Here is a 26,838-nt window from a genome sequence, read left to right as displayed (position 1 = left end):
GCCGCCTCAGGCGCCCACGTAGGCGGCCAGGTGCTTGCCGGTGAGGGTGGGCTCCTCGGCCGCCACCATCTCGGCGGGTGGTCCCTCGAAGACGATCGTGCCGCCGTCGTGGCCCGCGCCGGGGCCGAGGTCGATGACCCAGTCGGCGTGGGCCATCACCGCCTGGTGGTGCTCGATGACGATGACCGACTTGCCGGAGTCGACGAGGCGGTCGAGAAGGCCGAGGAGGTTGGCCACGTCGGCGAGGTGCAGGCCGGTGGTGGGCTCGTCGAGGATGTAGACGTCGCCCTTCTCGCCCATCTGCGTGGCCAGCTTGAGGCGCTGGCGCTCCCCGCCCGACAGCGTGGTGAGCGGCTGGCCCAGCGAGAGGTAGCCCAGCCCGACGTCGACCAGCCGCTCGAGGATCTTCACGGCGGCCGGGATCCGGGCCTCCCCCTCGCTGAAGTGGGCGCGGGCGTCGACCACCGACATCTCGTGCACCTCGGCGATGTCCTTGCCGCCGAGGGTGTGCTCGAGGACCTCCGCCTTGAAGCGGCGCCCCTCGCACTCCTCGCACGGCGACTCGACGGTCGCCATCGGGCCGAGCTCGGTGAAGATCACGCCCGCGCCGTTGCAGGTCGGGCACGCCCCCTCGGAGTTGGAGCTGAAGAGGGCGGGCTTGACGCCGTTCGCCTTGGCGAAGGCCTTGCGGATCGGCTCCAGCAGGCCGGTGTAGGTCGCCGGGTTGCTGCGCCGCGAGCCCTTGATCGCGCCCTGGTCGATGACGATCACCTCGTCGCGGCCGGCCAGCGAGCCGTGGACGAGCGAGCTCTTGCCCGATCCGGCGACACCGGTGACCACGGTCAGCACGCCGAGCGGGATGTCGACGTCGACGTCGCGCAGGTTGTGGGTCGAGGCGCCCCGCACCTCCATCGCGCCGGTGGCCTCGCGCACCGACTCCTTGAGCCGCGCCCGGTCGTCGAGGTGCCGGCCGGTGATCGTGTCGCTGGCGCGGAGGCCGTCGACGTCGCCCTCGAAGCAGATGGTGCCGCCCGCGGCGCCCGCGTCGGGCCCGATGTCGACGACGTGGTCGGCGATCGCGATCGTCTCCGGCTTGTGCTCGACGACCAGCACGGTGTTGCCCTTGTCGCGCAGCTGCAGCAGCAGGTTGTTCATCCGCTCGATGTCGTGCGGGTGCAGCCCGATGGTGGGCTCGTCGAAGACGTAGGTGACGTCGGTCAGCGACGACCCGAGGTGCCGGATCATCTTGGTGCGCTGGGCCTCGCCGCCCGACAGCGTGCCGGCCGGGCGGTCGAGGGAGAGGTAGCCCAGCCCGATCTCGGAGAACGAGTCGAGCAGGTGCTGCAGGCCCTTGAGCAGCGGTGCCACCGACGGCTCGTCGAGCTCGCGCACCCACTCGGCGAGGTCGCTGATCTGCATCTCGCACAGGTCGGCGATCGACCTGCCCCTGATCGTGGACTTCCGGGCCTCGGGGGTGAGCCGCGTGCCCCCGCACTCCGGGCAGGTCTGGAAGGTGACCGCGCGGTCGACGAACCGCCGGATGTGCGGCTGCATCGCCTCGGGGTCCTTGGAGAGCATCGACTTCTGGATCTGCGGGATCATCCCGGTGAAGGTGAGGTTGACGCCCTCGACCTTGATCTTGGTCGGCTCCGACCACAGCATCGTCTCGAGCTGCTTCTTGGTGAACGACTTGATGGGCTTGTCCATCGGCAGCCCCATGCCCTCGAAGAGCCGGCCGTACCACCCGTCCATCGAGTAGCCGGGCACGGTGAGGGCGCCGTCGTCGAGCGACTTCTCCGCGTCGTAGAGCGCCGTCAGGTCGATGTCGTTGACCTTGCCCATGCCCTCGCAGCGCGGGCACATGCCGCCGAGGTAGACCTCCTGCTTGACGACCTGGCGCTCGGTGCGCCCGCCCTTCTCGGTGGTCATCATCCCGCTCGCCTTCCGCGTGGGGACGTTGAAGGAGTACGCGGTCGGCGGGCCGACGTAGGGGTCGCCGAGGCGGCTGTAGAGGATCCGCAGCATCGCGTTGGCGTCGGTGGCGGTGCCGACGGTCGAGCGGGGGTTGGCGCCCATCCGCTCCTGGTCGACGATGATCGCGGTGGTGAGTCCCTCGAGGTGGTCGACGTCGGGCCGGGCGAGGCTCGGCATGAAGCCCTGCACGAACGCGCTGTAGGTCTCGTTGATCATCCGCTGCGACTCCGCCGCGATGGTCGCGAAGACGAGCGAGCTCTTGCCGGAGCCGGAGACCCCGGTGAAGACGGTCAGCCGCCGCTTGGGCAGCTCGACACTGACGTTCTTGAGGTTGTTCTCCCGGGCCCCTTCGACCCTGATCAGCGCGTGGTCGTCGGCCGGGTGCGTGGTCGTCATGCTCTGCGTCTCCCCTGTCTGGTCGCGGACCCGGCGGAACGGGCCTCGTGCCCCTGCAGTGCCGGGGCAATCCTGCCAGTACGACGGCCCGCGCGCCGCCGCTGTGACCGCACCAGCCTCCTGGGTGGGGTGCCGGATTGGCGACGCGTGTCACTGTCGGGAGATGAGGACTCACGACGACCAGACCGCCACCGTGGCCGAGATCATGGACAAGACCGACATCGCCGTGCTGACCTACGTGTCGCTCGACGGCCGGCTGGTGTCCATGCCCATGGGCACCCAGGACTTCGAGGAGCCAGGCACCACCTGGTTCATCACCGAGCGCAGCAGCGACAAGGTGCGCGCGATCGAGGCCGACCCGCGGGTCAACGTCTCCTACTCCAGCAAGGCCGGCTGGGTCTCGCTGCCCGGCACCGCTCACCTCAGCCACGACCGCGCCAAGCTGCGCGAGCTGTGGGACGCGTCCGCCGGCGCCTTCATGTCGGGCGGGCCCGACGATCCCGAGAGCGTGCTGCTGCGCATCGACGGCGACACGGCCGAGTACTGGGAGTCGCCTGGGAAGGTCTCCCTCGTGGTCCAGGTGGCCAAGGGGCTCGTCACCGACGCCCAGCCCGACCTGGGCGACAACGACACCGTCCAGCTCTGAGGGCGGCGCCATGCTCGTCGACGCGCACGGTCCCGCCGCCGCCGACGAGGCGTGGCGCCGTTTCACCACCCCCGCGACATGGTCGTCGTGGGCACCGCTGATCCGCGACGTCGAGTCGTCCGACGACGTCCTGGCGCCCGGCACCACCGGCCGGGTGCACGGCCCGGCCGGGGTGGCCGTCGACTTCGAGGTCGTCCGCGTCGACCCCGGGCTGCGGTCGTGGAGCTGGCGCGCCGGGCGCGGTGCCGTCACCACGACGATGGACCACCACGTCCTGCCCGCACCGGGCGGTGCCAGCCGGGCCCTGCTCCGGGTGCCCGGTCCCTCGGCCGCGGTGCTCCAGCCCTACCGGGTGCCGGCGGCCGCCGCCCTGCGCGGCCTCGTGCGCGAGCCCGGCGGCCAGGGCTCCCCCGAGGCGGTCGAGGCGTTCGACTTCGCCTTCGCGCCGTCCTACGTCACCCCGGCGCGCGCCTTCGGCGTCACCCCGGCCAGCACCGCGGTGGAGGTGGGCCCCCAGTGGCTCTACGTCCGCTTCGGCCCCTGGCGCCTGGTCACCCCGCGCGCCAACCTGGCCGGCGCGCAGCTCTCCGGCGGCTTCTCGTGGCTCAAGACCGCCGGCCCCGCCCACCTGTCGGCCGCCGACCGCGGCGTCTCCTTCACGACCAACGGCGAGCGTGCGCTCTGCCTCACGTTCCACGACGCGGTCCCCGCCATCGACCCGACCGGCACGATCACCCACCCCGGCGTCACGCTCTCGGTGGCCGACCCCCACGCGCTGGCCGCGGCGCTCGGGCTCCCGCTGGACGAGTAGGCCCGTCTCCGCGCCGCCGCCGCCGACGGTTCATCAAGGTATGTCGCTGGACCGGCACTTCCCTCGTTGAGCTCACGCTGGGAAGTGCGGGTTGGCCTGCATACCTTGATGGACCGTCAGGCCGACCCGTCGGTCGGACCGCGCGACGGTGACCCGCGCGGACGGGGTGTGGGATAGTCCGTCTGGGTGCGAGGAGCCCGTCGCGGGCACCTCGCCGTGACGGGCAGGAGGTGCCCGATGGCAGGCGACGCCACCGGCGCGGCCCTCGCACGACTGGACACGCTCGCGCGGACGTCCGCGCGCCGGCTCGCGCTGGTGCCCCCGGGAGTCGCCGGGGCGCTGCTGCTCGCCGCCGTCTCGCTGACGCCGTCCCTGCTCCCCCGCCCGCCGCTGTTCCAGGGCATCGTCACGGGTGTCGCCGCGGCCGCGGGCTACGGCCTCGGCGTGCTCTGCTCGTGGTGCTGGAGCGCGGTGCGGGACCGGCCGCGGCGCGCCTGGCCGCGCTGGGCGACGACCGCGCTGGCCGTGGTCGGCGCGGTGGGCGGGATCGTGATGCTGCTCCTCGGCGCCCGGTGGCAGCGGGAGGCCCACCGCCTCGCCGGCAGCGAGCCCACGCCCGTCGCGTCCGTGCTGCTCGTGCCGGTGATCGCGGTGCTCGTCGCCGGGCTCGTGCTCGTCGCGGCGCGAGGGCTGCGGGCGCTGACCCGGCGCCTCGTCCGGCTGCTCCAGCGCCGGATCGGGCCGAAGGCGGCCCAGGCCCTGGGGGTGCTCGTCGTGGTCGGCCTCGGGGTCACGCTGGTGAGCGGGGTGCTCGCCGACGCCGGCCTGCGCGCCCTCGACGCGTCGTTCGCCGTCGGCGACCTGACGACGCCCTCCTCGGCGCGACGGCCCGAATCCGCGCTGCGCTCGGGCAGCGCCGAGTCGCTCGTCGGCTGGGACGACCTGGGCCGTGAGGGCCGCGTCTTCGTGGCCGGCGGCCCGACCGCGGAGCAGATCGAGGACGTCGTGGGGACGGCCGCGATGGACCCGATCCGCGCCTTCGCCGGGCTCGGCAACGCCGACGACGCCGAGGAGCGCGCGGAGCTCGCCGTCGACGACCTCGAGCGCGCGGGCGGGTTCGACCGCGAGCACCTGCTCGTGGTCACCACGACCGGCACCGGCTGGGTCGAGCCGAGCGCGGCCGCCGGGTTCGAGTACGTCACCGGCGGCGACTCCGCGATCGTCGCGATGCAGTACTCCCACCTCCCGTCCTGGCTGTCGTTCGTCGTCGACGCCCAGCGGGCCCGCGAGGCCGGGCGCGGGCTGTTCGATGCGGTCTACCAGCGGTGGACGGCGCTCCCGCCCGACGACCGGCCGCGGCTCTACGTCTTCGGTGAGAGCCTGGGCTCCTTCGGCGCCGAGGAGGCGTTCAGCGGCGAGTTCGACCTGGCCAACCGCACGACCGGCGCCCTCTTCGTGGGCCCGCCGAGCTTCAACCGGCTGTGGGGCGAGCTGTCCGCCGACCGCGATCCCGGCTCGCCCCAGATCGAGCCGGTGTACCGCGACGGGCGCGTCGTCCGGTTCGCCACGCGGGCCGAGAGCCCGCCGCCTGCCGACCGTCCGTGGGAGGGCAGCCGCGTGCTCTATCTCCAGCACGCCTCCGACCCGGTCACGTGGTGGAGTCCCGACCTGCTCCTCCGACGACCCGACTGGCTGGAGGACGAACGCGGCGCCGACGTCCCGGGCGGCATGCGCTGGGTGCCGCTCGTGACGTTCTTCCAGGTCTCGGGCGATCTCGCGATGGCCTTCGACACCGAGCCGGGCCACGGCCACAACTTCTCCGGCGAGCACGCGGCGGCGTGGGTTCAGCTCGTGCGGCCCGACGGGTGGACCGAGGACACGACGGAGGAGCTGCGCCGGCTCCTCCGGCGTTGACCGCCTCGGGTCGGTCCGCGCAGCGAGCTCACCGGCGGACGACCTCGAGCCCCAGCCACTCCCCCAGCGCGGCGATCTCCGCCTCGACCCGCCGCCGGCGGGCCGCCGACCAGCTGCCGTCCTCGTGCACGGCGTCCACCACGAGCACGCCGGCGTCGCGCTCGGCGGTGGCGTCGACCTTGCCGACCAGATCCTCGCCGTCGAGCACCGGCATCGCCCAGTAGCCCCACTGCCGTTTCGCCGCGGGCTTGTACATCTCCAGCTGGTAGTCGAAGGCGAACAGGTCCTCCATCCGCTTGCGGTCGAAGACCACCCGGTCGAGCGGCGAGAGGATCGCGGTGCGTCCGGCGAAGTCGTCGAGGTCGACCAGCAGGTCCGGGTCGACGCGCCACTGGCCGCGAACGCCCTCGACGCGCGCCGGCTCACCCGTGTCGCGGACGTCGTAGCGCTCGTCCCACGCCTCGAGGGCGCGTGGGCGCGCGATGCCGAGCGCGCGGAGCCGCCGGCGGGCGAGCGTGCGGTGGGCCTCCTCCGCCGGCACCGCCGGGTCGCCGGGGTGGACCCGCTCGGCGAGGTCCCACCGCCGCTCCCTGCCCTCGCGCGAGGCGACCGCGACCTCCCCGCGGCCCTCCATGCACTCGAGGAGCTTCATCACGTTCTTGTCGTTGGTCCAACCGGTGGAGCGCCACGGCACCTCGCAGGTGTCGGGCAGGTCGCGCGCGGGCGTCGGTCCCTCCGAGCGCAGCAGCGCGAGGATGTCGCGGCGGCAGCCGTCGTTGGCGGCCACCCAGTCCGCGAGGTCCTCCTGCCACTCCTTCAACGGCGGGTCCCCCGGCCACGCGTCCATGTCGGCGCGCAGCAGAGCCACGTCCTCGCTGGGCAGCAGCATGCCCCTGACCTCGACGAGCGCGCCGTCGCCGACGAGGTCCTCGAGGTCCTCGGGCTCGTACGAGCCACCCAGCCGGGTCCACAGGGCGAGGTCGGCGTGAGGTGCCACGACGCGGGTCAGGTCGACCTGCAGGAACCCGAGGTGCCGCACCACGTCGAGCACGTCGTCGGGCCGCGGCTCCGCGAGCAGCTGGGCGCGCACGGCGATGCGCCGGGCCTGCTGCGGCGTGAGGTCGTGACCGGTCCGCGCGCCCATGCGGCGATCCTAGGGCGCCGGTGCGGGACGGACGGGCCACACGCCCATGGCCCGAACGGGCCATTCCGTGCCCCAGATCGGGCATTCCGCAGCATTCGGGTCCGCGAGCCCGCGTGCGGTGCCACCCTCGAGAGCATGTGGGACACCGTCGAGGCCAGCTCGGTCCACCTCTCGCACGACCTCCCGTGCACCGGCTGCGGCCACGGCCGGCACACCTACCTGCCGTGCTCGGACACCTGCGACTGCGTCCACGGGCGCGACCGCAGGCTCAGCAACGCCTGACCCGCCCTCACCGCTCACGGACCAGGTCGCCGTTCGCGCGCCGCGCGATCCGGCGGCGCACCCTCGACGCCACGCCCTCCAGCGGTGGCGGGTTGCCGTCCTCGTCGAGCGCGTAGGACTCCACCTTGGCCAGCCGCGGACGCTCGTGGTCGCCGACGACCTCACCGGTGACCCACCACATGCGCAGGCTCGGCCCGGCCAGGTCGAGGAACGCCAGGTTGTTGTCGAACCACGGCCCCTCGGCGTAGGTCCACGTGAAGGGGGTGTCGGGGACCCGCGCCGACCTCGCTGCCAGCCGACCTGCCGGCCCGGCCACGCCGTAGGACAGCACGGCCGTCGCGAGCCTCAGGCCGCGCGCGAGCGGGTTGCGCATCGGCGAGCAGACGGCCTGCAGGATCGTCGACCCCAGCTCCGGCCCGCCGTGGACCGGACGTGCCTGGCTGACATAGCTGTGGTGCACGTCGCCGGAGAGGAACGTCACCGTGGACGGCGCCCTGCCCCGCTTGCCGGCCGCGACCTCCATCACCTGCCGGGCGACCTCCTGGAAGCTCGTCTGGAACGCTCCCCAGTGCTCGAGGTCGACCAGCTGACGCGCCTTCTCCCCGAGCCGGCCGGCCCGCTCGCCCCATGCCCCGCGGGCGAGCGCCTCGCTGAACGCCTCGAGGTGGTGGAGCCCGCGGGCCAGCAGGAAGGGCAGCGACGTGCCGATGAGCAGGTGGTCGACGTCTCCGCGCAGCTGCTCGTCGAGCCAGGCAGCCTCGGAGGGGTCGAGCATCGCGCGGTGGTCCGGGTCGAGCCGGCGGGCGGCCCGCGAGTCGACGACGACGAGGCGGGCCTGGGTGTCGTACTCGCGGGCGAAGCTCCAGCGGTAGGTCTCGGGCTGCTGGTCGACCCGGGCCGCGAAGGCGTCGAGGAGCGGGCCGAGGTCCTGCTCGTCCTGGCCGCGGTGCGCCCGCACGAGGCCGTACACCTCGTCGACCTCGCGGTCGGCGGGCGCGAGGTTGCCGAGGTGCTGGTGGACCCAGTAGGACCCGAGGCCGGCCACGATCCGGCCGTGCCACCACGACGTGGCCTCCATCTCGCGGCGCCACTCCAGCGAGGTGTTCCAGTCGTCGCGGATGTCGTGGTCGTCGAAGATCATCGCGCTCGGCACGGTCGACAACAGCCAGCGGTTGGCCGGGTCGGACCACGCGAGCCGGTAGAGGTGGGCGTACTCCTCGTAGTCCTGCAGCTCGGTCCACGGCGGCTCGTCGATGTCGCGGCGCGACTCGATGAACTCCCGCATCGCGTCGGTGGTGTCGTCGGCGTAGACCTGGTCGCCCAGGAACAGCACCAGGTCGGGCAGCCGGTCCGGGGTGAGGTCGGGGTCGTCGGGGTCGGCCGGCTCGACCTGGCCCCCCACGCGCAGCGCCCAGGCGCGCAGCGCGTCCACGCCGTGCGAGCGGTTGCCCTTCGCGTCGTGCGCCACCGACGTGCGGCACGAGCCGAACGCGAGGTGGAGGGGGCGGCCCGCCTCGAGGGTGGCGATCACCGGGTCGGGGAACGGCGACCCGGCCGGGGGCCACGCCTGCTCGCCGTCGACGGCCACGGTGTAGGCCTCGGTCGTGCCCGGCTCGAGCCCGTCGAGCTCGACCAGGGCGTAGTGGTGGCCGTGGACCAGGAACGTCGGCGCGCTCGCGGTGGCGGCGCCGCGGACGACGCTGACCGTGCCGGGGGCGTCGGTCTCGACCCAGACCGAGGCCGAGGTCTCGTCGACGTAGCGCAGCAGCGGCCCCAGCAGCAGCCGGCCGTCCGACCGGCTCATGGGCGCAGCAGCACCTTGATCGCGCGGCGCTCGTCCATGGCGCGGTAGCCGTCGGCGACCGCGGCCATGGGCAGCGTCAGGTCGAACACCCGCCCGGGGTCGATCGCGCCCGAGAGCACCCGCTCGAGCAGGTCGGGCAGGTAGCGACGCACGGGCGCCATCCCGCCGGCGAGGCCGACGTTCTTCTGGAACATCCGGCGCACCGGCAGCTCCACGCCGTGCGGCACGCCCACGAAGCCCACGGTGGAGCCCGGCCGGGCGACCGTGAACGCGGTCTTCATCGCGGCGTCGGTGCCCACGCACTCCAGGACGGCGTCGGCGCCGATGCCGTCGGTGAGGTCGGCGATGCGGGCCTCGCCCTCCTTGCCGCGCTCGGCGACGACGTGGGTGGCGCCGAAGGCCCGGGCGATCTCCTGGCGCGGCGCGTGGCGCGACATCGCGACGACCCGCTCGGCACCCATCTGCGCGGCGGCCAGCACCCCGCTGAGCCCCACCGCGCCGTCACCGACGACCACCACCGTGTGGCCGGGCTGCACGCCGGCCGCGACCGCCGCGTGCCAGCCGGTGGCCATCACGTCGGTGAGCGCGAGCAGGGACGGGATCAGGTCGTCGTCGGGCATCCCGTCGGTGGCCACCAGGCTGCCGTCGGCCTGGGTCACCCGGGCGTACTCCCCCTGCCCGCTCGAGGTGCCCCCGAGGTTGACGCACGCCGACTGCACGCCCGCGCGGCAGTGGGCGCACGTGTTGTCGCAGTGGCAGAACGGCACGATGACGAAGTCGCCGACCTTGGTCCTCGACACCTCCGAGCCGACCTCCTCGACGATGCCGATGCACTCGTGACCGATCGTCGAGCCGGCCTGGATCTTGTTCTCGCCGCGGTAGGGCCAGAGGTCCGAGCCGCAGATGCAGCCCGCGACCACCTTCACCACCGCGTCAGTGGGCTCCTCGATGCGCGGATCGGGCACCTCCTCGAAGCGGATGTCACCGGGCGCATGGATCGTCGTGGCACGCATGGCGCCGATCCTGCCACGCGGCCGAAGCGCCTTCCCCGCCCTTGGGAGGGGGGCCGGCGCGCGCCGAGTGGCGCTATCTCATATCTGAGATACCGTGTTGGACATGGCTGACTACAAGGGCCGGATCGGCAACCTCATCCGCGACGCGCGCAAGCACCGTGGGCTCACCCAGCACCAGCTGGCCGAGCTGCTCGGCACGAGCCAGAGCGCGATCAACCGCATCGAGAAGGGCCACCAGAACCTGTCCCTCGAGATGCTCGCCCGCATCGGTGCGGCCCTCGACTCCGAGATCGTCGCCCTCGGCGCCGGGCCGACCCACCTGCGCGTCGAGGGCCCGACCACGCTCTCCGGATCGATCGACGTCAAGACCTCCAAGAACGCCGGCGTCGCGCTGCTGTGCGCCTCACTGCTCAACCGCGGCCGTACGACGCTGCGCAAGGTCGCCCGGATCGAGGAGGTCAACCGTCTCCTCGAGGTGCTCAACTCGCTCGGCGTCGCCACGCGGTGGCTCAACACCGACAACGACCTCGAGATCATCCCGCCGGCCGAGCTCAACCTCGCCGCGATCGACGAGGGAGCCGCCCGCCGGACCCGCTCGGTGATCATGTTCCTCGGCCCGCTGCTCCACCGCACCGACGAGTTCGAGCTGCCCTACGCCGGCGGGTGCAACCTGGGCGAGCGCACGGTCGAGCCGCACATGGCCGCCCTGCGGCCGTTCGGCCTCGACGTCAAGGCGACCGACGGCGCCTACCACGCCAGCGTCAACCGTGCGATCGAGCCGGAGCGACCGATCGTGCTCACCGAGCGCGGCGACTCCGTCACCGAGAACGCGCTGATGGCCGCCGCGCTCCACCCCGGCACGACCGTGATCCGCAACGCCTCGTCCAACTACATGGTCCAGGACCTCTGCTTCTACCTGCGCAAGCTCGGCGTCGAGGTCGAGGGCGTCGGCACCACCACCCTGCGCATCACCGGCCGCGCGTCGATCGACGTGGACGTCGACTACGCGCCGTCGGAGGACCCCATCGAGGCGATGTCGCTGCTCGCCGCCGCGATCGTCACCAAGTCCGAGATCACCATCCGCCGGGCGCCGATCGAGTTCCTCGAGCTCGAGCTGGCGATCCTGGAGGAGATGGGCTTCCGCTACGACCGCTCGGCGGAGTACGTGGCGCTCAACGGCGAGACCCGCCTGGTCGACATCACCACGCACCCGTCCGAGCTGCGGGCGCCGCTCGACAAGATCCACCCGATGCCGTTCCCCGGGCTCAACATCGACAACCTGCCCTTCTTCGCGGTCATCGCCGCGGTCGCCGAGGGGCAGACGCTGCTGCACGACTGGGTCTACGAGAACCGGGCGATCTACCTCACCGAGCTCAACAAGCTCGGCGCGCAGGTCAAGCTGCTCGACCCGCACCGCGTGCTCGTCGACGGCCCGACGCACTTCTCCGGAGCGGAGATCGTCTGCCCGCCCGCCCTGCGCCCCGCCGTCGTGCTGCTCATCGCGATGCTCGCCTCCAAGGGCCGCAGCGTGCTGCGCTCGACCTACGTCATCCACCGTGGTTACGAGGACCTGGCCGAGCGGCTCAACGAGCTGGGCGCCAACATCGAGACCTTCCGCGACATCTGAGCCGCGGAGGTCCGCCCCTCGGCGTCAGCCGAACAAGGTCTCCACCCAGGCCCGCGACACCCGGCCGGTGGTGGGCGGGGCGGTCATGTCGGCGGTGATGCGCGGGAGCGGCGCGGTGTGCTGGCCGGTGTTGCGGTGCCAGTCGTTCTCCGCCTCGACCAGCAGGCCGAGGTCGGCCCGGGCGAGGAACACCCCGTGCCCCTCGGGGCACACGCTGACCTTGGCCTCGCCGTGGGTCCGCTCCACCATCTCGACACCGCACTGGGGACACGTGATGCTCTCCATCCCTCGACGGTACCGCTGACCGCATACTTCTCGCGTGCCATCCCCTCATCCACGCGTCCCTGCCTACCTCGACGCGCCCCGACCGCTCGCGTTCGCCCACCGCGGTGGTGCCTACCACCCGGAGATCGAGGGCCTGGAGAACACGCTCACCGCCTTCGCCCACGCGGTCGAGCTCGGCTACACCTATCTGGAGACCGACGTCCACGTCACCAGCGACGGCGTGCTCCTGGCCTTCCACGACACGGTCCTCGACCGGGTGACCGACCGCACGGGCAGCATCGCCGACTCGACCTACGCCGAGGTGCAGCGCGCGGCCGTCGGCGGCAGCGAGCCGGTGCCGACCCTCGCCGAGCTGTTCGACGCGTTCCCCGCCACGCGGTTCAACCTCGACCTCAAGGCCGACGGGGCCGTGGAGGCGCTGGCCCGGTTCGTCGAGGAGCGTGCGGCCTGGGACCGGGTGCTGGTCGGCTCGTTCTCCCGCCGCCGGCTCGAGCGGTTCCGCCGCCGCACCCGGGGGCGGGTGGCGACGTCGGCGCACCCCCTCGAGGTGGTCGCGTTCGTTCTCTCCCCCAGCGCCCGCCTCGCCCGGTGGCTCACGCGCGGACGGCCCGTCGCGCTGCAGGTGCCGCACCACCGCGGCCGCGTGCTGGTCGTCTCGCGCGGGCTCGTACGACGCGCGCACGCCGCCGGCCTGCAGGTGCACGTGTGGACGATCGACGACCCGATCGAGATGAACGCCCTCCTCGACCGTGGTGTTGACGGCATCATGACCGATCGCACGGACATACTCAGGGACGTGCTCCGCGCCCGCGGACAGTGGAACGGCCACGTGGAGGATGAGGAATGAGCAAGGTAGGCGGCATCGCGGACCTGACGCCGTTGGCGCAGGCCAAGGAGCAGCGGGCCTGGTACTTCTACGACTGGGCCAACAGCGCCTTCGCCACGACGGTGTCCGGCGTCCTCTTCGGGCCCTACCTGATCGCTGTCGCGAAGGAGGCCGCGGTCGACGACCGGGTCTCGGTGCTCGGGCTGTCGATCGCCCCCGGCGCGCTGCCGGCCTACGTCATCACGTTCTCCACGCTCATCTCCGCGCTCGTGCTGCCCCTGCTCGGCGCCGTCGCCGACCGCACCTCGCGCAAGAAGGACCTCCTCGCGGGCTTCGCGTGGGCCGGCGCGTTCTTCGCCGCGCTCCTGTTCTTCATGACCGGCGACAACTGGCGGCTCGGCGCGATCACGTTCATCCTGGCCAACCTGTGCTTCGCCGCGTCGGCGGTGGTCAACGACTCGATCCTGCCGATCATCTCCACGGAGTCCGACCGCGACCGGGTGTCCTCGCGCGGCTGGGCCTACGGCTACGCCGGCGGCGGTCTCCTGCTGGCGGTCAACTTCGTGCTGGTGAGCATGCACGACACCTTCGGCCTCACCGAGGGCATGGCGGTGCGGATCTCCCTGCTCTCGGCCGCCGTGTGGTGGGCGGCGTTCACCTTCATCCCCTACCGCGGGCTGCAGAACCACCCGCCGGTCGATGTCGAGCCCGTCGAGGGAGGCGTCCTGCAGCGCAGCTTCGGCCAGCTCTGGATCACCCTCAAGGAGCTGCGCAACTACCCAGTCGCGCTGACGTTCCTGCTCGCCTACCTGTTCTTCAACGACGGCATCCAGACCGTGATCAGCCAGGCCTCCGTCTACGGCGTGGAAGAGCTCGGCTTCCCGCAGGGCACCATGCTCGGCGTCTACCTGCTGGTCCAGTTCGTCGCGGTGGGCGGGGCGCTGCTCTTCGGCCGCATCGCCGCGCGCCGCGGCGCGAAGAACACCATCCTCGGCGGCCTGGTCATCTGGATGGGCATCGTCACCGCCGGCCTGGTCATCCCCGAGAAGTCGCTCGTCCCGCTGCTCGTGCTCGGCGCCGCGATCGGGCTGGTCCTGGGCGGCACGCAGGCGCTGGCCCGCTCCTACTTCTCGCTGCTGATCCCGCGCGGCAAGGAGGCGGAGTTCTTCAGCTTCTACCACGCGATGGAGCGCGGCACCTCGTGGTTCGGCACGCTCGTCTTCGGCCTCGTCTACACCTTCACCGACTCCTACCGTCCGGCGATCTTCGCGCTGATCATCTTCTTCGTCGTGGGTGGGCTCCTGCTGATGCGCGTCGACACCGCCAAGGGAATCCGCGACGCCGGCAACGACATGCCGGCGGTCATCTGAGCCTCGTCCGGGACCGATCGCCGGGGCCCGGAGCGGATCCACCCCTGGGGGTGCATTCCGTCACGCCTGAGCGTGGCGGGTGCCGCGGGAAATCCGCGGAATTGGAGCGACCCCGCTACCGTTGAAGATCGTAGGAGTTCGGTGCAGGCGAGCCGCGTCGTCACAAGCGACGTCACCATCACGGTCCTGGCTCGTTGCACCGGAGAAACCCGAACACAACACAACGGGTGTCAGCAACCCAATGGAGGTGGGCACGGTGGCGGAGCGCACACTACGTGGCGCACGGCTCGGCGGCCAGAGTTTCGAGGACGAGCGCGGCATCGAGTTCGCCGCTCGCCAGCAGGTCGGTTACCGGTGCAAGCAGGGTCACGACTTCGAGGTGACGATGTCGGTCGAGGCCGACATCCCGGCCGTGTGGGAGTGCCCGCGCTGCGGCGCGGAGGGGCTGAGCACGGCGGGGATCCTCCCCGAGGAGAAGGTGGAGAAGCCCGCGCGCACGCACTGGGACATGCTCCTGGAGCGGCGCTCGGAGAAGGAGCTCGAGGACATCCTCAAGGAGCGCCTCGAGCTGCTGCGCGGCGGCGAGATCGGCCCCGCGCACCTGCACCGCGCCAACAAGAAGAAGCGGGTCAGCTGAGCAGCTGACGCGTCACTCGACGACGTCGCCCCGGACCACCGGGCCTTCGGGCCCCGGTCCGGGGCGACCGTCGTTCCCGGGCCCGAACGGGCCGGGCGCGAAGCCGAAGCCCGGTGCGACCACGAGGCGACGCTCGACCACCTTGGTGAGCAGCCGGCGCGCCACCGGGCGGGTGAAGGGCAGGATCAAGATGATGCCCGCGATGTCGAGGACGAATCCCGGGCTGAGCATCAGGGTGCCGCCGATGAGGATCAGCGCACCGTCGGCGATCTCCCGCGCGGGCATCCGGCCGCTGTAGAGCGCTTCGCGGAGCGCGGCCCACGCCCGGGCGCCCTCGCGCCGGATCAGCCACGCGCCGAGCATGCTGTCGAGGATGAGCAGCGCGATGGTCCACCACGGTCCGACGAGCTGGCCGACCTCCAGGATGACCCAGATCTCGACCAGCGGCACGACGACGAACGCGGCGACCAGGAGCAGCCGCAGCCACCGGCGCGGGCGCCGGGGCCGCGGGGACACCGGGAAGGGCTGGGTCATGACCTGCCCCGCAGCTGCGACCACCGCTGCGACAGTCCCCATCGGGTGATCATCCGCAGCGACTCACCGGCCACCTGGCCGCTCATCTTGGAATCCCCGCGCTCACGCTCGACGAAGTCGATCGGCACCTCGGTGACCCGGAGGCCACGCGCCACGGTGCGGTGGGCGAGATCGGTCTGGAACACGTATCCAGTAGACCTCACCGAGGCAAGGTCGATCGCCTCGAGGGTGGTGCGGCGGAAGACGCGGTAGCCGGCGGTGGCGTCCTTGACCCGCATCCCGAGCAGCAGCCGGACGTAGAGGTTGCCGCCCCGCGACAGCAGGAGGCGCCGCAGGGGCCAGTTGACCACCGAGCCGCCGGGCACGTAGCGCGACCCGATCACCAGGTCGGCGCTGCGCAGCGCGTCGAGGAGCCGCTCGAGCTGCTCGGGCTGGTGGGACCCGTCGGCGTCCATCTCGCCGACGACGTCGTAGCCCGCCCGGAGCGCGACGTCGAAGCCGTGCAGGTAGGCGGCCCCCAGCCCCGCCTTCTCGGTGCGGTGCACCACGCTGATGGCGGGGTCGGCGGCGGCCAGCCGGTCGGCGAGCTCGCCGGTGCCGTCCGGGCTGTTGTCGTCGACCACCATCACGTCGACCCCGGGCTGGGCGGCCCGGAGCCTGCCGACGACCCACGCGAGGTTCTCCGACTCGTTGTAGGTCGGCACGACCATCACGCAGCGGCCGAGTCCGTCGACGCTCACGCGTGCGCACCTCACTCCAGGGCTCAGGGGCTCGCCGGGGAGTCCGGGCGAGGATCGGCGACGCGGTCACGCTGCCGGCGACGACGATAGGCGATGAGGACCACGACCGTGTGGAGGACGAGGAACGCGAGCGCGAGTCGGGCGGGCCAGACGCCGAGGCGGACCGCGGGGGTGATCGTCGTGCTGAGGCCGATCTCCTCCACCAGGACCTCCTGGCCGCGTGCGGGCACCGAGGCGACCACGGAGCCGTCGGGACGCACGACCCCGGAGATGCCGTTGATCGCCGCCACGACGACCCAGCGGCCGGTCTCCTGCGCGCGCAGCCGGCTGATCTCGAACTGCTGGGCGAGCTGGCCGGTGCGGCTGAACATCGCGTTGCTGGTCTGGACGGTCACCAGCTCGGCCCCGCGCGCGACCTGGCCGGCGATGCCCTCGTCGTAGGCGACGTCGAAGCAGATCGCGTCGGCGACGCGGATGTCGCCCGCCCGCAGCGGCTCCAGGCTGGTGCCGCGCACCATGTCGCGAGCCACCTCGGTGAGCCGGCCGTAGCTCGAGGGCATCCAGCTGCTGCCCCGGAAGGGGATGTACTCGCCGTAGGGCACCGGGTGCCGCTTGGTGTAGCGGTCGCCGCTGCCGAGTCCGGGCTGGAAGACGATGCCCTGGTTGAGCACCTGGGTGTCGTCGAGCGGGTTGCTGTTGGTGCCGCCCACGAGGATCGGGACGTCGATGGCGTCGGAGGCGGCGACGATCTCCCCGTGCACCTCGGTGTCGCGGAACGGGTCGACGGCCGTGGAGTTCTCCGGCCACACCACGAAGTCGGGCCGCGGCTGCTCCCCCGCCGCGACCGCGTCGGCGAGCTCGCGGGTGAGCCGCGCGTGGTCGGCCGTGACCTGCCGGTGCACCGCCGGGACGTTGAGACCGGTCCCCGGGACGTCGCCCTGCACGGCGGCCACCGTGGCGCTGCCGGTGCGCTCGAGCGGGTAGGGCACGAGCGCGGGGGCCAGGGTGACGACGACCAGGGCGGCCACCGCGACGTACGTCGAGCGCGACGGTGAGCGCAGCTGCAGGACCACCCACGCCAGCGTGGTGCCGGTGAGGGCGACGAGGAGGCTGACGCCGGTCATCCCGATCCACGGCAGCGCGTCGGCCCAGGGCGTGTCGGCGGTCGCGAACACGAGCCGGCCGAAGGGCATGCCGCTGAAGGGGAAGCCGCTGCGCAGCGTCTCGATCCCCACCCACCACAGGGCGGTGAGCACCGGCCACGCGCGCACCCGCATGCTCCACGCGAGACCCACGCCGAGGGGCACGAAGAACGCCGACTCCATGGCGCACATCGCGATCCACGCGTCGGTGCCGACCGATCGCATCCACACCATGACCGCGAAGATGAATGCCACCCCGAACGCGAGGCTGGGCAGCCAGGCGCGGCGGGGCGGGAGGCCGCGTACGCACAGCACCAGCACCGCGATCGCGGGGGGCATCAGCCAGGCATGGCCGATCGGCTCGAACGCGGCTGCCAGGACGAGGCCGCCGGCGAAGGCGATGAGGACGCGGAGCGGCACGCTGAGACCGTAGCCGACGGCTGATCGCCTGCAGCGGTGCGGGAGGGGCCCTGGGGCTTCGGACCAACGCGCACCCGTCTGGCTGACGCGCGCGCGAAGTTGTCTACGGCCGCGGGACCCCTCCCGCATCCGGCCCTCGCGGGACACCCTCGACGAGTCGACGGACGACGGGCATCGCTGGCGTCACGTACCCCACGTTCGTCTCCCTTCTGCCGAAGGCGCCACCCGCGAGCTGCACAGGCGGACCCCGAAACCCTCCCTCGCGTGCGGGAGGGTGTCAACACGGGCCTGACCTGCGCGAACGTGCGTTCGCGCAGGTCACGGGAGGGTGCTCCCGCCCAAACTCGCGGGACAAATCTCAAAGTCGTCGGCGTGTCGGCGCATGACACGCCGACTCGTGTGCCTACGTCCCGGCGGCGGGGGGGACGACGACGGTGCCCGTGGCGGTCGTGGCGACGACCGGCGGGTCGAGCACCTCCGCCCGGCCCGGTGCCACGGCGCTCGGCGCCCCCCGACCGACGACCTGCACGGTGAAGTCCATCACCCGGCTGCGGGTGCCCTCGCGCACCAGCGTCGCGGTGACCTCGACCACGTCGCCGGCTCGCACCGGGGCCCGGAACTGGACGTCGGAGTAGGAGGCGAACAGCCCCTCGTCGCCGTCGAGGACGATGCACATCTCCGTGGCCACGTCGCCGAACAGGCCGAGGCTGTAGGCCCCGTCGACGAGGTTGCCGGCGTAGTGGGCGTGGGAGTAGGGGACGTAGCGGCGGTGGGTGACCACCGTGCCGACCCGGCTCCCGGCGGGCTCGCTCATGAGGCCTTCTCCTTCTCGTCCTGCTGGCTGCTCGGGCGGGGTCCGGCGAGCCGGTGGACGATGAACGACGCGACCTCGCCGGGCGTGGTGCCCCGGCTGAACACGCGGTCCACGCCGAGCTCGCCGGCCATCTTCTCGTCGAAGCGGGGCCCGCCGACGACCAGCAGCGGCCGCTGCGCGGCCGGGTAGGCCTCGCGGAACGCCGCCGACATCTCGCGGGTGTTGAGCAGGTGGGCGTCGCGCTGGGTCACGACCTGCGAGACCAGCACGGCGTCTGCCTTCTCCTCGCGCGCGGCCTCGACGAGCTGCGGGACGGAGACCTGGGCGCCGAGGTTGACGACCTTGAGCTCGCGGTAGTACTCCAGGCCCTTCTCCCCCGCGAACCCCTTGATGTTGAGGATCGCGTCGATCCCGACGGTGTGGGCGTCGGTGCCGATGCAGCCGCCGACGACCACGAGGCGGCGGCGCAGCGAGCGCTTGATCGCGGCGTTGGCCTCCTTGGGGGTCAGCAGCGGGTAGTCGCGCTCGACGACCTCCACCGTGCTGGGGTCGACGAGGTGGTTGACCCGGCCGTAGACGACGAAGAACGTGAAGCCCTCCCCCACGGCCTTGGAGTGGACGACCAGCGCCGGGTCCATGCCCATCTTGTTGGCGAGCTGGACCGCTGCGCCCTCGGCGACCTTGGAGTGCTCGATCGGCAGCGTGAACGACAGCTGCACCATGCCGTCGCCGGTGGTGTCGCCGTAGGGCCGGATCAGGCTCATCGGTCTGCTCCTTCGAGGATCTCGGTGGCCGGGTTGTAGTAGTCGCCGGCCTTGCGGGCCACTCCCTCGAGGCCCTTCCCCTTGTCGGCCGGGCGCTTCATCAGGCCGAACGTGCCGTCGGCGATGGCAGAGAGCAGCGGCGGCTGCCCGGGGACGCTCCGGTCGGCCTTGATCTCCTCGAGCAGGCCGATGGCCTCTCCGAGCACCTCGCGCGCCCGCCCGGCGATGAAGCCGTCGGGCGCCGGCCGGAAGTCCTCGTGCAGGTTGCCGGCCGCGTTCATGACATAGCGGACGTTCTGCAGGGCCAGGTCGCGGTCGGAGATCCACGGGGTGACGACCGCCTCGGTCATCATGCCCACGAGCAGGATCCCCTGGCCGGTGAGCGCGCCCACGAGGTTGAAGAAGCCGTCGAGCAGGTAGCCCTTGAAGATGTCGCCGGTCATGTGACGCGTCGGCGGCATCCACTTCAGCGGCGCGTCGGGGAACAGCTCGCGCGCGAGCATGGCGTGGGCCAGCTCGAGGCGGAAGGAGTCGGGCACGGCCGGGTCGATCTCGAAGGCGTGGCCCAGGCCGAGCTGCCAGTCCTCGAGGCCCGCCTCCTTGGCGAAGTACTCGTTGAGCAGCTGGCTGGTCGTCACGGTGTGCGCAGCCTCGACCGCGTCGGCCGTCGTGAGGTAGTTGTCCTCGCCGGTGTTGATGATGATGCCCGCCCGGGCGTGGACCTGCCGGCTGAAGCGCTGGTCGACGAAGGTGCGGATCGGGTTGATGTCGCGGAAGAGGATCCCGTACATCGAGTCGTTGAGCATCATGTCGAGCCGCTCGAGGCCGGCGAGCGCCGCGATCTCGGGCATGCACAGACCGGAGGCGTAGTTGGTGAGCCGGACGTAGCGGCCGAGCTCCTTCGACGTCTCGTCGAGCGCGGCCCGCATCAGGCGGAAGTTCTCCTGGGTGGCGTAGGTGCCCGCGAACCCCTCACGCGTCGCGCCCTCGGGCACGAAGTCGAGCAGCGACTGCCCGGTGGAGCGGATCACCGCGATCACGTCGGCGCCCTCGCGGGCGGCGGCCTGGGCCTGCGGGATGTCCTCGTGGATGTCGCCCGTCGCGACGATGAGGTAGATCCACGGCTTGCTGGGGGCGTCGCCGACCCGGGCGATCATCCGCTCGCGCGCCACCCGCTGCCGGTCGACCCGCGTGATGCCGGCGCCGACCGCCTTGCGCGCCGCGGCCCGCGCCCGCCGCGCATCCGTGCCCTCCGGGACCCGGAAGCTCACCGACCCGGCGGCGGCCTTCTGGGCGAGGGTGAGCAGGTCGTCTCCCTCGCCGCGCAGCAGCGCGTCCCAGACGGGCGCGCTGACGCCGTGCTCGAGGCCGACATCGGCGCGGACGGCGTCGGCGAGCCGGTTGACCCACGGGGTGCCGTCGGGGTCGGCCCCGCCGAGACCGGCGAGCCGCAGCGTGGCCCGCTCGACGCTGACCGTGGTGTGGCGCTGGGCGAGGTCGACGATGGGCTTGCCGACCTGGCGCGCGAGGGTGCGCGCGCGGCGTACGTCGGCGCGGTCGAGGCCGAGCCGGCTGGTCGTGGACGTCATCAGAGCCTCCGCTCGAACAGGGCGCGCACGCCGGCGTCGCCGCGCAGCAGGTCCATGGCGAGCGCGGCGTGGCCGGGGACGTAGCCGTTACCGACGAGCATCCGCACGTCGGCCGCCAGGCCCTCGGCGCCCAGGGCCGCCGCGCTGAAGCTGGTGGCCATGGAGAAGAAGATCACCGTGCCGCCCTCCGCGGTCGCCAGGATCGCACCGCCCTCGCAGCCGGGCACGTCGACGCAGACGACCGTGACGTCAGCCGGGCCGCCGGCCGCCACCACGGCGTCGCGCAGGGCGATCGGGTCGCGCGCGTCGGCGAGTGCCACCGCGTCGGCCAGGCCGGCGCCGGTGAGCAGGTCGTGCTCGCCCTGGTGGGGCACGATGCCGACGGTGCGGCGCGCGCCGGCCGCGCGGGCGGCGGCCAGGCTGAGCGAGCCGGACTTGCCGGCGCCGCCGATGACGGCCACGGTCGGTGCCTGCCCGCGGGCGACGTACTCCTCCACGACGCGGGCGGTGAGCGCCGGGGCGCCGCAGACGTCCATCACGCTGAGCGAGAGGGCGGGGTCGAGGTCGTCGGGGATGACGGCGGCGATGGAGCGCCCGAAGAGCACGGCGTAGCCGTCGCACGGCACCTGCTCGCTGCGCCCGTCCCAGCCGCCGAGGCCGTCCTCGATGACGAGCGGCGTCAGGGTGAGGCTGACCAGCGTGGCGATGCGGTCGCCCACCGACAGGCCGAGCGGCGACTCGGGGCCGACCTCCTCGACGGTGCCGACGAGCATGCCGCCGGAGCCGGTCTCCGGGTTCTGCATCTTGCCGCGGGTGGCGACGATGTCGAGCACCTCCGCGCGCACGGCGTCGCCGTCGGTGACGCCGTCTCGGGTGTGCGTCCGCTCGAGCTGGCGGAACGACGCAGCGTCGAGGTTGAGCCGCTCGACGCGCACGCGCACCTCGTCGGGCCACAGCGCGGCGCGGGTGTCGAGCCGCTCGGCCGCCTGCGGCAGCACCGTCTGCTCGTCGAGCACGCGGTGCAGGCCGGTCGGGTCGCTGGTGCGGACGTCCGTCTGGACGTCCGAGGAGGTGTTCATGCAGGGCATCCTTCTACGTTCGTGATGAACCGCAAATCTTGCGGCGTGGCATTGGACTGGCCGCACGTTCTCCACGTACTCTCCCAGACGTGTCGACGCGCACACAACCGGCGCGCCGCCCGACCTGACCCCGCTCCCGCCCGGCCCGGGGCCACCGCAAGGAGACCAGATGAGCATCGAGACCGCCCCCGCACCCGGGACCGACCTCGCCACCGGCCGCGATGCCGGCCAGCCCTACCCCTACCGGCGCGTGGAGCTCGTCGAGCCCGACTGGACGCGGTTCCCCGGCTGGTCCGACGTCACCGCCGCCGAGTGGGCCTCGGTGCAGTGGCAGCGCGCCCACTGCATCAAGAACGTCAAGCAGCTGCGCGAGCTGATGGGCGACCTGCTCGACGAGCGGTTCTACGCCGACCTCGAGCGCGACCAGGCCGAGCGGGCGACCATGTCGATGCTGGTGCCGCCGCAGATGATGAACACCATGGTGCCGGGCATCGAGCCCGCCGGCGCCGGGTCGCTGACCGAGGCGTTCTACGCCGACCCGATCCGCCACTACATGATCCCGGTCTTCAGCGACCGTCGCACCGACTGGCCGTCGCACCCGCACGCCGCGCGCGACTCCCTCCACGAGCACGACATGTGGGCCACCGAGGGGCTCACCCACCGCTACCCCACCAAGGTGCTCGCCGAGCTGCTGCCGACCTGCCCGCAGTACTGCGGCCACTGCACCCGCATGGACCTGGTCGGCAACTCGACCCCGGTCATCGACAAGCTCAAGTTCGCCGGCAAGCCCAACGACCGCCTCGGTGACATGATCGACTACCTGCGCCGGACGCCGTCGGTGCGCGACGTCGTCGTCTCCGGCGGCGACGTGGCCAACATGCCGTGGCCCCGCCTCGAGTCGTTCCTCATGTCGGTGCTCGAGGTCGACAACATCCGCGACATCCGGCTCGCCACCAAGGCCCTCATCGGCCTGCCGCAGCACTGGCTGCAGCCCGACGTGGTCGAGGGCGTGGCCCGCGTCGCCGCGGTCGCCCGCTCGCGCGGCGTCTCGCTCGCGATGCACACCCACGCCAACCACGCCAACTCAGTCACCCCGATCGTCGCCGAGGCGTCGCGAGCGATGCTCGACGCCGGCCTGCGCGACGTCCGCAACCAGGGTGTCCTGCTCCACGGCGTCAACGCCGACCCGCACACCCTGCTCGACCTGTGCTTCCGCCTGCTCGACGGCGCCCAGGTCATGCCCTACTACTTCTACATGTGCGACATGATCCCGTTCTCGGAGCACTGGCGGGTCTCGCTCGCCGACGCGCAGCGCCTCCAGCACCACATCATGGGCTACCTGCCGGGCTTCGCGACGCCGCGCATCGTGTGCGACGTGCCGTTCGTCGGCAAGCGCTGGGTGCACCAGAACGCCGACTACGACACCGAACGCGGCATCTCCTACTGGACGAAGAACTACCGCACGTCCATCGAGGCCGACGACGCCGAGGCCCTGTCGCGCCACTTCGAGTACTACGACCCGATCCACACCCTCCCCGACGCCGGGCAGCAGTGGTGGGAGGAGCACGGCCGCCTCGACGAGGCCTCGCTCAAGGCCGCCGAGATGGCCGAGGCCTCCCGCCGCACCGCCGCCCTCCAGGCCTACTGACCCCTCCCCCTCTCCTCCGTTCCTCCGGGTTGTGTCGGAGTCCCCGCTCGAGCGGGGACTCCGACACCTGGAGGCCGTTGCAACCCCCTCGAAGTGTCGGACTCCTCCACCAGGTCCGCCGGCATCCACAGATCGCGCCGCCCCGGTTTGTCGTCAAGGGCTGACCGGGCACCACGTCAGGCATGACCTTTCAGATCGCGCCTGACGACGTCCTCCTGCGCCGTGACCTCGTCGCGGACGGCCTCACCGACCGCGACATCCGCCACCAGGTGGCCGCGGGCGCGCTCACCAAGCTCCGCTACGGCGCGTACGTCCCCACCGAGCTGGTGAAGGACCTCGACGCGGTGGGCATGATGCGTGCCCGCTCCCGCGCCGTGCTGCGGACGTCCCACGACAGCGCGGTGCTCACCCACCAGAGCGCGCTCGCCGAGCACGAGGTGCCGCTGTGGGATGTCGGGCTCGACGAGACCCACCTGACGCGCACCGACGGGCGCCCCGGTCGCAGGGAGGCCGGCGTCGTCCACCACCGCGCCGCGCTCGGGCAGCGGTGGTGGACGCTGCGCGACGACGTACCAGTGACCCACCCGGCACGAGGGGCCATCGAAGTGGTGACGCTGTACGGCGCCGAGGCGGGGCTCGTCGCCGCGTGCGGCGTGCTGCACCTCGGACTCGCGACGCTCGAGGAGCTGCAGGACGTCGCCACCACCGCCCGGCATTGGCCCGGCAGTCTGGCGACCCGGCTCGTCCTGGGGCGTGCCGACTCGCGCCTGACCAACGTCGCGGAAGCCCGCGTCTGGCACTTCTTCTTCGAGCACCGCGTCCCCCGCCCTGAGCCCCAAGTCGAGGTCGTCGACGATGACGGCAACCTGCTGGGGGTCGTCGACTTCGCCTGGCGCGGGCTCGGCGTCTTCCTCGAGTTCGACGGCCGCATCAAGTACGAACGGCACCGGCGCCCCGGCGAGTCGTTGGCCGACTACCTGATGCGCGAGAAGCGGCGCGAGGAGCAGATCTGCCTGGCGACGGGGTGGATCTGCCTCCGCATCACCTGGGGCGACCTCGAGCGCCCGGTCGTGCTCGCCCGCCGCATCAAGCGGGCGCTGGCGAGCCGTACGGCCCGCTGAGCGCCGACCTGGAGGGGTAGTCCGACACCTGGAGGGGGTTGCAACGGCCTCCAAGTGTCGGAGTCCCGCTCGAGCGGGGACTCCGACACGACCGACCAACACCCGCTGCCGGCGACGCGCCCAGAGCCCGGATCAGAGGCGGGCGAGCACCACGCTCGCCCCGGGGCCGGAGAGCTCGGCGGGGGCGGGCGCGCGGCCGTGGAGCAGGAGGAGCACCGCCTCCGCGCTCGTGCGGACCTCGGGGCCCGAGCCGTGGGACCAGCCGGCGTCCTCGGCGACGAGGCGTACGCCCGCCACCCGGCGCCGCGCGCTGCCGCCGACCACGGCGGTCAGCGGCCACGGCGTGCGGAGGGCGAAGTCGGCCACCGGGGCCAGGGCCTCCGGCGGCACCGCGTGGGGCAGGCCGAGCGGGCGGCGCACGTCGAGGCCGTGCACGACGGCGTCGGCCAGGGCGGCGACCACCGGCATCCCCGCCGGGCGGGCGTCGTCGGCGAGGTTGCGCTCGAGCCGGTCCAGGATCGCCTTGTGCCCGCGACCGGACCACTCGACCGCCGACCGCTCGATCATCCGGTTGATCGAGAAGCCGTGGCGGGCCAGCGCGGCCGCGGCGGCGCCGGGGCCGAGGACGGGCGCCCATGCCAGGTGGGCGGCGACGTCGACCACCCGCCAGCCGGCGCAGAGGGACGGCACCTGCCACCGGGCGTCGTCCAGCGCGCGCAGCGTGTCGATCAACGCGCCTCGCTCGGTCCGGAGGAGGTCGAGAAGTGCGGAGTCGGTGGTCATGGCGCTCTCCTGCCGAGGGCGACGTCCGGGACCTGCCCGGTCAGTCGAGTGGACGGTTCTCGTAGGGGGTCGACAGCACGATCGTGGTGCGGGTCGACACGCTCGCGGCCGCGCGGATCCGGGTCAGCATCTCCTCGAGCGCGTACGGCGTGGCGACGCGGATCTTGAGGATGTAGGACTCCTCGCCGGCGACCGACCAGCACGACTCGATCTCCGAGATGCCCATCAGCCGCTCGGGGTAGTCGTCGGGCTGGGAGGGGTCGATCGGGGTGATCGAGATGAACGCCGTGAGCGGGCGGCCGAGCTGCTCGTGGTCGATCGTCGCGCCGTAGCCCTTGATCAGCCCGCGCTGCTCGAGCCGCTTGACGCGCTGGTGCACCGCGGAGGTCGACAGGTCGGTCGCCTTGCCGAGGTCGGTGAACGACATCCGGCCGTCGGTCGCCAGCAGCGCGAGGATCTGGCGGTCCTTGGCGTCGACCTCGGAGGAGCTCACGCTCGCCACCCTAGTCCGATCCCGACAGCGCCTGCACGAGGCGCACGGCCGACGAGCCGAGGCCCCAGCGGGCGTCGAGGGCGACCACCGCGTCATGGTCGGCGGGCGTACGCGGGCGGGTCAGGTCGGGCGAGCCGAGGTCGAGGTCGCGACGCACGGCGACCACGCGCGGCGCCACCGCCAGGTAGTCGGCGGCGGCCTTGATCTTGCCCCGCGGACCGGGTCCCATGTCGGAGTCGGGGTCGCCCGCCGCCGCGATGATCGCCTCGACCGTGCCGAACCTGCCGAGCAGCGTCGCAGCCGTCTTGTCGCCGACCCCGGCGACGCCGGGGAGGCCGTCGGAGGCGTCGCCTCGCAACGTGGCGAGGTCGGCGTACTGCCGGGCGTCGACGCCGTACTTGGCGCGCACCCAGGCGTTGTCGACCCGCTCGTGCTTGCTGACGCCGCGCGCGACGTAGAGCACCCGCACCTCGGCCTCGTCGTCGACGAGCTGGAACAGGTCACGGTCGCCGGTGACGATGTCGACCGGCATCCCCGCGCCGGTGGCCAGGGTGCCGATGACGTCGTCGGCCTCCATCTCGGCGTGTCCCACCACGGGGATGCCGTAGGCCGCGAGCACCTCGCGGATGACCGGCACCTGCGCCTCGAGCGGGTCGGGCACCTCCTCGACGTCGGGCCGCGGGCCAGGCACCTCGCGCACCACCCGGTGCGCCTTGTAGGACGGGAGCAGGTCGACGCGCCACTGCGGGCGCCAGTCGTCGTCCCAGCAGCAGGCCAGGTGCGTCGGGTCGTACTCCCCCACCAGCCGGCTGATGAAGTCCATCAGCCCACGCACCGCGTTGACCGGCGTCCCGTCGGGCGCCTTGACCGAGTCGGGCACGCCGAAGAACGCCCGGAAGTAGAGCGAGGCGGTGTCGAGCAGCAGGAGGCGGTCGCCGGTGGCCATGGCCGGAAGCCTTCCACATCCGGGCGTCGGCGACCG

Annotated in this window: 25 protein-coding genes; 10 read left to right on the top strand and 15 right to left on the bottom strand. The window is 72.5% G+C overall.

What is annotated here, in order from left to right; all coding sequences use genetic code 11:
• Positions 1–6 precede the first annotated feature (6 nt).
• Entirely contained in the window at positions 7–2,370 is a 2,364-nt protein-coding gene (locus JX575_RS09585) for an excinuclease ABC subunit UvrA (protein ID WP_186342191.1), read from the bottom strand.
• A 163-nt stretch (positions 2,371–2,533) separates the two neighbouring features.
• Here JX575_RS09585 and JX575_RS09580 point away from each other — a divergent pair, with 163 nt between their 5' ends.
• From JX575_RS09580 to JX575_RS09570, 3 genes are all read left to right on the top strand, one after another.
• Positions 2,534–3,016 carry a pyridoxamine 5'-phosphate oxidase family protein gene (locus tag JX575_RS09580; RefSeq protein WP_186342190.1) on the top strand — a complete coding sequence of 161 codons (483 nt, stop codon included), beginning with the start codon at positions 2,534–2,536 and terminating at the stop codon, positions 3,014–3,016.
• Between the two features lie 10 nt (positions 3,017–3,026).
• Positions 3,027–3,827 (top strand): SRPBCC family protein, encoded by an 801-nt coding sequence (locus JX575_RS09575; RefSeq protein ID WP_186342189.1) that lies wholly within the window; start codon positions 3,027–3,029, stop codon positions 3,825–3,827.
• A 237-nt stretch (positions 3,828–4,064) separates the two neighbouring features.
• Positions 4,065–5,741 (top strand): alpha/beta-hydrolase family protein, encoded by a 1,677-nt coding sequence (locus JX575_RS09570; RefSeq protein ID WP_186342188.1) that lies wholly within the window; start codon positions 4,065–4,067, stop codon positions 5,739–5,741.
• Positions 5,742–5,769: 28 nt separating this feature from the next.
• Here JX575_RS09570 and JX575_RS09565 read toward each other — a convergent pair whose 3' ends face one another.
• On the bottom strand, positions 5,770–6,885 hold the full coding sequence (locus JX575_RS09565) for a crosslink repair DNA glycosylase YcaQ family protein (RefSeq protein WP_186342187.1): 1,116 nt from the start codon (positions 6,883–6,885) through the stop codon (positions 5,770–5,772).
• Between the two features lie 135 nt (positions 6,886–7,020).
• Here JX575_RS09565 and JX575_RS09560 point away from each other — a divergent pair, with 135 nt between their 5' ends.
• The gene (locus tag JX575_RS09560; protein WP_186342186.1) at positions 7,021–7,167 is read left to right on the top strand and encodes a hypothetical protein; all 147 of its coding nucleotides are present in this window, start codon (positions 7,021–7,023) and stop codon (positions 7,165–7,167) included.
• A 7-nt stretch (positions 7,168–7,174) separates the two neighbouring features.
• On the opposite strand, the gene JX575_RS09555 is transcribed toward JX575_RS09560, so the two are convergent.
• The gene (locus tag JX575_RS09555; RefSeq protein ID WP_186342185.1) at positions 7,175–8,971 is read right to left on the bottom strand and encodes an alkaline phosphatase D family protein; all 1,797 of its coding nucleotides are present in this window, start codon (positions 8,969–8,971) and stop codon (positions 7,175–7,177) included.
• Positions 8,968–9,984: a zinc-dependent alcohol dehydrogenase family protein gene (locus JX575_RS09550; RefSeq protein WP_186342184.1), complete on the bottom strand. Its 1,017-nt coding sequence runs from the start codon at positions 9,982–9,984 to the stop codon at positions 8,968–8,970. Before JX575_RS09550 ends, JX575_RS09555 begins: the two co-directional genes overlap by 4 nt.
• 103 nt (positions 9,985–10,087) lie before the next feature.
• Between JX575_RS09550 and JX575_RS09545 the strand changes: the two genes are divergently transcribed.
• Positions 10,088–11,611 (top strand): UDP-N-acetylglucosamine 1-carboxyvinyltransferase, encoded by a 1,524-nt coding sequence (locus JX575_RS09545; protein ID WP_186342183.1) that lies wholly within the window; start codon positions 10,088–10,090, stop codon positions 11,609–11,611.
• A 24-nt stretch (positions 11,612–11,635) separates the two neighbouring features.
• On the opposite strand, the gene JX575_RS09540 is transcribed toward JX575_RS09545, so the two are convergent.
• Entirely contained in the window at positions 11,636–11,896 is a 261-nt protein-coding gene (locus tag JX575_RS09540; protein WP_186342182.1) for a zf-TFIIB domain-containing protein, read from the bottom strand.
• A gap of 34 nt (positions 11,897–11,930) precedes the next feature.
• On the opposite strand from JX575_RS09540, the gene JX575_RS09535 reads away from it, so the two are divergent.
• From JX575_RS09535 to JX575_RS09525, 3 genes are all read left to right on the top strand, one after another.
• Positions 11,931–12,743: a glycerophosphodiester phosphodiesterase family protein gene (locus tag JX575_RS09535; RefSeq protein ID WP_186342181.1), complete on the top strand. Its 813-nt coding sequence runs from the start codon at positions 11,931–11,933 to the stop codon at positions 12,741–12,743.
• Positions 12,740–14,092: an MFS transporter gene (locus JX575_RS09530; RefSeq protein ID WP_186342180.1), complete on the top strand. Its 1,353-nt coding sequence runs from the start codon at positions 12,740–12,742 to the stop codon at positions 14,090–14,092. The genes JX575_RS09535 and JX575_RS09530 overlap by 4 nt, the downstream gene beginning before the upstream one ends.
• 256 nt (positions 14,093–14,348) lie before the next feature.
• Positions 14,349–14,729: an RNA polymerase-binding protein RbpA gene (locus JX575_RS09525; protein WP_186342179.1), complete on the top strand. Its 381-nt coding sequence runs from the start codon at positions 14,349–14,351 to the stop codon at positions 14,727–14,729.
• Between the two features lie 12 nt (positions 14,730–14,741).
• Here the strand turns inward: JX575_RS09525 and JX575_RS09520 are convergent, their stop codons facing one another.
• From JX575_RS09520 to JX575_RS09490, 7 genes are all read right to left on the bottom strand, one after another.
• Complete coding sequence (locus tag JX575_RS09520) at positions 14,742–15,263, bottom strand: FxsA family protein (protein WP_186342178.1); 522 nt, start codon at positions 15,261–15,263, stop codon at positions 14,742–14,744.
• Entirely contained in the window at positions 15,260–16,003 is a 744-nt protein-coding gene (locus JX575_RS09515) for a polyprenol monophosphomannose synthase (RefSeq protein WP_241005408.1), read from the bottom strand. Before JX575_RS09515 ends, JX575_RS09520 begins: the two co-directional genes overlap by 4 nt.
• Positions 16,004–16,026: 23 nt before the next feature.
• The gene (lnt, locus tag JX575_RS09510; RefSeq protein ID WP_186342177.1) at positions 16,027–17,565 is read right to left on the bottom strand and encodes an apolipoprotein N-acyltransferase; all 1,539 of its coding nucleotides are present in this window, start codon (positions 17,563–17,565) and stop codon (positions 16,027–16,029) included.
• A 403-nt stretch (positions 17,566–17,968) separates the two neighbouring features.
• Positions 17,969–18,379 (bottom strand): hotdog domain-containing protein, encoded by a 411-nt coding sequence (locus JX575_RS09505; RefSeq protein ID WP_186342176.1) that lies wholly within the window; start codon positions 18,377–18,379, stop codon positions 17,969–17,971.
• A complete protein-coding gene (locus tag JX575_RS09500; protein WP_186342175.1) occupies positions 18,376–19,143 on the bottom strand; it encodes an OAM dimerization domain-containing protein in 768 nt (255 codons plus the stop codon). Before JX575_RS09500 ends, JX575_RS09505 begins: the two co-directional genes overlap by 4 nt.
• On the bottom strand, positions 19,140–20,732 hold the full coding sequence (locus tag JX575_RS09495; protein WP_186342174.1) for a lysine 5,6-aminomutase subunit alpha: 1,593 nt from the start codon (positions 20,730–20,732) through the stop codon (positions 19,140–19,142). The genes JX575_RS09500 and JX575_RS09495 overlap by 4 nt, the downstream gene beginning before the upstream one ends.
• Complete coding sequence (locus JX575_RS09490) at positions 20,732–21,811, bottom strand: L-erythro-3,5-diaminohexanoate dehydrogenase (RefSeq protein WP_186342173.1); 1,080 nt, start codon at positions 21,809–21,811, stop codon at positions 20,732–20,734. Before JX575_RS09490 ends, JX575_RS09495 begins: the two co-directional genes overlap by 1 nt.
• Before the next feature lie 169 nt (positions 21,812–21,980).
• Here JX575_RS09490 and JX575_RS09485 point away from each other — a divergent pair, with 169 nt between their 5' ends.
• Both JX575_RS09485 and JX575_RS09480 read left to right on the top strand, forming a co-directional pair.
• Positions 21,981–23,459, top strand: a complete 1,479-nt coding sequence (locus JX575_RS09485) for a lysine 2,3-aminomutase (protein WP_186342172.1) — start codon at positions 21,981–21,983, stop codon at positions 23,457–23,459.
• Between the two features lie 182 nt (positions 23,460–23,641).
• Positions 23,642–24,580, top strand: a complete 939-nt coding sequence (locus JX575_RS09480) for a hypothetical protein (RefSeq protein WP_186342171.1) — start codon at positions 23,642–23,644, stop codon at positions 24,578–24,580.
• A 132-nt stretch (positions 24,581–24,712) separates the two neighbouring features.
• Here the strand turns inward: JX575_RS09480 and JX575_RS09475 are convergent, their stop codons facing one another.
• The 3 genes from JX575_RS09475 to JX575_RS09465 are packed head-to-tail and all read right to left on the bottom strand — an operon-like array spanning position 24,713 to position 26,802.
• Positions 24,713–25,363, bottom strand: coding sequence for a maleylpyruvate isomerase family mycothiol-dependent enzyme (locus tag JX575_RS09475; protein ID WP_186342170.1), 651 nt, complete (start codon positions 25,361–25,363; stop codon positions 24,713–24,715).
• 40 nt (positions 25,364–25,403) lie between these two features.
• Positions 25,404–25,856, bottom strand: a complete 453-nt coding sequence (locus JX575_RS09470) for an Lrp/AsnC family transcriptional regulator (protein WP_241005407.1) — start codon at positions 25,854–25,856, stop codon at positions 25,404–25,406.
• Between the two features lie 10 nt (positions 25,857–25,866).
• Positions 25,867–26,802 carry a 5'-3' exonuclease gene (locus JX575_RS09465; protein ID WP_186342168.1) on the bottom strand — a complete coding sequence of 312 codons (936 nt, stop codon included), beginning with the start codon at positions 26,800–26,802 and terminating at the stop codon, positions 25,867–25,869.
• Positions 26,803–26,838 lie beyond the last annotated feature (36 nt).

The sequence above is a fragment of the Nocardioides sp. zg-1228 genome (assembly GCF_017086465.1).
In the GTDB taxonomy this organism is placed as follows: domain Bacteria; phylum Actinomycetota; class Actinomycetes; order Propionibacteriales; family Nocardioidaceae; genus Nocardioides.
This window is presented reverse-complemented; position numbering and strand designations above follow the sequence as displayed.

Excerpts from the sequence above, each read along its gene's own strand:
- JX575_RS09570 (WP_186342188.1), top strand. The coding sequence starts at position 4,065 with ATGGCAGGCGACGCCACCGGCGCGGCCCTCGCACGACTGGACACGCTC.
- JX575_RS09540 (WP_186342182.1), bottom strand. The coding sequence starts at position 11,896 with ATGGAGAGCATCACGTGTCCCCAGTGCGGTGTCGAGATGGTGGAGCGG.
- JX575_RS09565 (WP_186342187.1), bottom strand. The coding sequence starts at position 6,885 with ATGGGCGCGCGGACCGGTCACGACCTCACGCCGCAGCAGGCCCGGCGC.
- JX575_RS09465 (WP_186342168.1), bottom strand. The coding sequence starts at position 26,802 with ATGGCCACCGGCGACCGCCTCCTGCTGCTCGACACCGCCTCGCTCTAC.
- JX575_RS09560 (WP_186342186.1), top strand. The coding sequence starts at position 7,021 with ATGTGGGACACCGTCGAGGCCAGCTCGGTCCACCTCTCGCACGACCTC.
- JX575_RS09550 (WP_186342184.1), bottom strand. The coding sequence starts at position 9,984 with ATGCGTGCCACGACGATCCATGCGCCCGGTGACATCCGCTTCGAGGAG.
- JX575_RS09580 (WP_186342190.1), top strand. The coding sequence starts at position 2,534 with ATGAGGACTCACGACGACCAGACCGCCACCGTGGCCGAGATCATGGAC.
- JX575_RS09530 (WP_186342180.1), top strand. The coding sequence starts at position 12,740 with ATGAGCAAGGTAGGCGGCATCGCGGACCTGACGCCGTTGGCGCAGGCC.
- JX575_RS09495 (WP_186342174.1), bottom strand. The coding sequence starts at position 20,732 with ATGACGTCCACGACCAGCCGGCTCGGCCTCGACCGCGCCGACGTACGC.
- JX575_RS09575 (WP_186342189.1), top strand. The coding sequence starts at position 3,027 with ATGCTCGTCGACGCGCACGGTCCCGCCGCCGCCGACGAGGCGTGGCGC.
- JX575_RS09500 (WP_186342175.1), bottom strand. The coding sequence starts at position 19,143 with ATGAGCCTGATCCGGCCCTACGGCGACACCACCGGCGACGGCATGGTG.
- JX575_RS09545 (WP_186342183.1), top strand. The coding sequence starts at position 10,088 with ATGGCTGACTACAAGGGCCGGATCGGCAACCTCATCCGCGACGCGCGC.
- JX575_RS09505 (WP_186342176.1), bottom strand. The coding sequence starts at position 18,379 with ATGAGCGAGCCCGCCGGGAGCCGGGTCGGCACGGTGGTCACCCACCGC.
- JX575_RS09520 (WP_186342178.1), bottom strand. The coding sequence starts at position 15,263 with ATGACCCAGCCCTTCCCGGTGTCCCCGCGGCCCCGGCGCCCGCGCCGG.
- JX575_RS09475 (WP_186342170.1), bottom strand. The coding sequence starts at position 25,363 with ATGACCACCGACTCCGCACTTCTCGACCTCCTCCGGACCGAGCGAGGC.
- JX575_RS09555 (WP_186342185.1), bottom strand. The coding sequence starts at position 8,971 with ATGAGCCGGTCGGACGGCCGGCTGCTGCTGGGGCCGCTGCTGCGCTAC.
- JX575_RS09585 (WP_186342191.1), bottom strand. The coding sequence starts at position 2,370 with ATGACGACCACGCACCCGGCCGACGACCACGCGCTGATCAGGGTCGAA.
- JX575_RS09480 (WP_186342171.1), top strand. The coding sequence starts at position 23,642 with ATGACCTTTCAGATCGCGCCTGACGACGTCCTCCTGCGCCGTGACCTC.
- JX575_RS09490 (WP_186342173.1), bottom strand. The coding sequence starts at position 21,811 with ATGAACACCTCCTCGGACGTCCAGACGGACGTCCGCACCAGCGACCCG.
- JX575_RS09485 (WP_186342172.1), top strand. The coding sequence starts at position 21,981 with ATGAGCATCGAGACCGCCCCCGCACCCGGGACCGACCTCGCCACCGGC.